We start from the raw sequence: 4178 nt of genomic DNA on the forward strand, positions 1-4178 counted from the left end.
GAGGACTTCGAGCTGTTCCTGCGGCTGGCCGCCACCGGCACGCTGGTCCGGCACCCGGAGGCGGCGCTCCGGTACCGGATGTACGGCGGCAAGTCGACCACGTCCGCACTCCGTGTGCTCGAGTCCAAGCAGCGGATCAGGAAGTACTACGGGGCGTGGTTCGGCATCCCGGACCACAGCCTCACCGCACGAGGCGTCCGGTGCGAGGAGTTCCTGTACCGGGCCCGGCACGCCCAGGTGGCGGGAGAGCCGGCGACTGCCGTGAGCAGCCTCGCCCGCGCCGCCGCCGTCGACCCGGCGCAGTTCATCCGGAGCGGCTGGTCCTTCGCACGCGCCCGGCTGGCGCGTGGCAGATGAACCCGGCCCACGACTGACGAGGAATCCCTTGGAACTGAACGAATATCTCTCCGTACTGCGCAAGCACTGGGGCACGGTGGTGGCGACGACCGTCGCCACCACGGTTGCCGCCGTCCTGCTCCTCCTCACGACCACGCCGGTCTACCGCGCGTCGTCCCAGGTGTACGTGGCCGCCGGCGGCGGGGCCTCGCTCAACGAGATGATCGACGGCAACAACTTCACCGTGGGCAAGGTGAAGTCGTACGCGGAGCTCATCACCAGTCCGCGTGTGCTGGAGCCCGTGATCGAGACCCTCGGCCTGGACGACACCGTCACGTCGCTCGCCGCGCGGGTGGAGGCCGAGCAGCCCTCCGAGACCGTGCTGATCACGATCACCGTCAGCGACGAGTCGCCCGACCTCGCCGCCCGGACCGCGGACGAGATCGCGCACAGCCTGTCCGTGGTCGTGCCGGAGCTGGAGCGGTCCGCCGGCGAGGCCGCGGCGTCCGTCACGATCAGCACCGTGCGCGACGCCGCCGTGCCGACCCGGCCCGTGTCACCGAACGCGACGGTGTTCCTCGCGATCGGGCTCTTCCTGGGAGCGTTCCTGGGTGTGGGCCTCGCCGTCCTCCGGGAGCGGCTCGACACCAGGATCCGCACCCAGGCCGACGTCCAGAAGCTCACCGACGCCTCGCTCATCGGGGCCATCACCTTCGACGAGGCGGTGGCCGACCGGCCGCTCATCGTCCAGGAGAGCCCGCACACGCCTCGTGCCGAGGCGTACCGGCGGCTGCGCACCAACCTTCAGTTCCTGGAGGTGGCGGGCGCGCCACGCGTCTTCGTGATCACGTCGGCCCTGCCGGGCGAGGGGAAGTCCACCACCAGCATCAACCTGGCGATCACCCTGGCGGACGCCGGCGCCCGCGTCCTCCTGGTCGACGCCGACCTGCGGCGGCCCTCCGTCTCGCGCTACCTCGGGCTGGAGGGGAGCGTCGGGCTCACGACCGTGCTGATCGGCCGGGTGCGCCATGCGGATGCGGTCCAGCCGTGGGGGCCGGAGAACCTCTCCGTGCTGCCGTCGGGCCAGGTGCCGCCCAACCCGAGCGAACTGCTGGGCTCGACCCACATGTCCGCGCTGCTCGCCGAGGTCGGCGAGGCGTACGACGTGGTGCTCGTGGACACCGCTCCGCTGCTGCCCGTCACCGACGGCGCGATCCTGGCCAAGATGACCGGCGGCGCCGTGGTGGTGGTCGGCGCCGGGATCACGCACCGGCCACAGCTCACCGAGGCGCTCGCGGCCCTCGACACGGTGGGGGCCAAGGTGCTCGGGGTGGTGGTCAACCGGCTCGCCCCCGCCGAGGGCGCCGGCTACGGCTACGGCGGCTACTACGCGTACGGGGCGCTCGATGCCGAGCACGACCGGAAGCAGGCGCCCCGGACGAGCGAGATGCCGCGGCACTGGCGGGGCAAGGGGGCGCTGGGCGGCCCCGATGACGTCGTGGCGGGCGAACCGGTGCCCGGGGAGAAGGTACCGGGCGACGCGGTGCCGGGCGAGACGGTGCCGGTCGTCGTCGGCGGCGGTCGCCGCCTGCCGGTGCAGCACCCGTTCGGGCCGGTGCACCCGGAGGACCGGGGCTCCCGCGCGAGCAGGGAGGCCTGACCGTGCCGACGACGATGGTGCCCGTACGGGTGCTGCACACCGCCGGGGACCGGACGGGCGGCAATCTCCGGTACGTGGACCAGGTCCATCAGGGCGGGGCCAGGGCCGGCATCGAGACGCTGTTCTTCTCGTGGCCCCGGGCACTGCTCGGCTCGTACGACGTGCTGCACGTGCACTGGCCGGAGTCGCTGGTTCGGCACCGGACGGTGGCCGGCACCCTGGTCAAGCGTCTGCTCATGCGGGCGGTGCTCCTCCGGCTCGCCGTGCGTGGCACGCCGCTGGTCCGCACCGTGCACAACGAGGAGCCGCACGAGCCCGGCGGGCGCGGCGAGCGGCGCGTGCTCGCCGCGATCGACCGGCGCACCGCGCTGCGGGTCGTGCTCAACCCGGCGACGCGGGTGCCCCCGGGCGCCCGGTCTGTCGAGATCCCGCACGGTCACTTCAGGGGCCGGTTCCACGTGGACCCGGCGTGGGTGAGCCGGCCGGGACGGCTGCTGCAGGTGGGCCGCATCCGGCCCTACAAGGGGACGGAGCACCTGCTCGACGTCTTCTCCGCCCTGCCCGACCCGGACCTCAGCCTGCGGATCGTCGGCAACCCGCTCGACGCGGCCATCGCCGGGGTCGTGCGGCGCGCGGCGGAGACCGACCCGCGGGTGACCCATCGGCTCGAGTTCGTCGACGACGCCGACCTGGTGCGTGAGGTGCGCGCGGCCGAGCTGGTGGTCCTGGCGTACACCACGTTCCACAACTCCGGGGTGGCGCTGCTGGCCCTGTCGCTGGACCGGCCGGTGCTCATGCCGCGGAGCGACTCCTCCGAGGCGCTGTGCCAGGAGGTGGGTGCCGGCTGGGTGCACCTCTACGACGGGGCGCTGGCCGGTGCCGACGTCGAGCGGGCCGTCTCGGCGATCCGGTCCGGGCGGCATACGGCCGCCCCGGACCTCACGGACCGGGACTGGGACCTGGTGGGCCGGCGGCACCGCGCGGCCTACCTCACGGCCCTCGGGCGGTCGTCGTGACGGCGCCCGTACCCGCACCGACACCTCCGACGTCCCCGGTGCCGACGATCCGGCACGTGATCGACCGGCGGATGTGCGTGGGTTGCGGCGCCTGCTCAGTCCGCACCGGCGGCGCGATACCCGTGGAGATCGGCCGGCGCGGGTACTACGAGGCGGACGCGAGCGGCGTCGCGCCGGAGCTGCTCGCTGCGGCGTCGCGCGTGTGCCCGTTCGCGGACGAGTCGCCGGACGAGGACCAGGTGGCCGCCGAGACGTTCGACGAGCACCTGCCCCGCGACGGCCGGGTCGGGGTGCACGGCGGTACCTGGGCCGGACGCCTCACCGACGACGCCGACGTGTACCGGAGCAGCTCGGGCGGCCTGACGAGCTGGTTCCTCGCCCGGCTGCTCGACACCGGCGAGGTCGACGCCGTCGTGCACGTGGGGCCGACGCCGGACGGGCCCCGGCTCTTCGAGTACCGGGTCGCCGAGACGTCCGCCGAGCTGCTCGGCAGCCGCAAGTCTGCCTACTACTCGACCACCCTCGCGACGGTACTGGCCGCCCTGCGCGGCGACGGCCGCAGATACGCCCTGGTGGGCGTCCCGTGCTTCGTCCAGGCGGTGCGGCTCCTCATGCGGGAGGACGATGTGCTCGCCGGCCAGCTCCGGTACCTCGTGGGCATCGTCTGCGGGCACATGAAGGCCTCGGGCTTCGCCGAGTCGCTGGCCTGGCAGCAGGGCATCGCGCCGGACGACCTGGCGCGGGTGGACTTCCGGATCAAGGACCCGGGCGCGAGCGCGAGACGCTACCGGTTCGGCGCCTGGGGCACGGGCGCGACGCCGGTCTCCGAGCTGCCTGGTCGACTGGTCGGGGGGCAGTGGGGGCACGCGTCGTTCCAGCTCAACGCCTGCAACTTCTGCGACGACGTGTACGCCGAGTCGGCCGATGTCGTGTTCGGCGACGCGTGGCTGCCCCGGTACGAGGCGGACCCGCGGGGCACGAACGTCGTCGTCACCCGGACCGAGGCCGCCGAGCGTGTGCTGCGGTCCGGCGTCGCGGACGGGAGCGTGCACCTGGAGCCGGTCACGGTGGACGACCTGGTCCGCGCGCAGGCCGGCAACTACCGGCACCGGCGCGACGGCCTCGCCGTCCGCCTGGCCGACGACGTCGCCGCGGGGCAGTGGGTG

The 4178-nt window shown here is 73.6% G+C and carries 4 protein-coding genes; all 4 read left to right on the plus strand.

Annotated elements, in window-relative coordinates:
- Window positions 1-357, plus strand: a 357-nt coding sequence (locus tag PROKR_RS14605; protein WP_036964394.1) for a hypothetical protein, incomplete at its 5' end; no start/stop codon positions are given.
- A 28-nt stretch (window positions 358-385) separates the two neighbouring features.
- Window positions 386-1996, plus strand: a complete 1611-nt coding sequence (locus PROKR_RS14610) for a tyrosine-protein kinase domain-containing protein (protein WP_051433008.1) — start codon at window positions 386-388, stop codon at window positions 1994-1996.
- Between the two features lie 2 nt (window positions 1997-1998).
- Window positions 1999-3012, plus strand: coding sequence for a glycosyltransferase (locus tag PROKR_RS14615; protein WP_051433009.1), 1014 nt, complete (start codon window positions 1999-2001; stop codon window positions 3010-3012).
- A gap of 56 nt (window positions 3013-3068) precedes the next feature.
- Window positions 3069-4178, plus strand: a 1110-nt coding sequence (locus PROKR_RS14620) for a Coenzyme F420 hydrogenase/dehydrogenase, beta subunit C-terminal domain (protein ID WP_169736438.1), incomplete at its 3' end; no start/stop codon positions are given.

Source organism: Promicromonospora kroppenstedtii DSM 19349 (genome assembly GCF_000515355.1).
Lineage (GTDB): Bacteria > Actinomycetota > Actinomycetes > Actinomycetales > Cellulomonadaceae > Promicromonospora > Promicromonospora kroppenstedtii.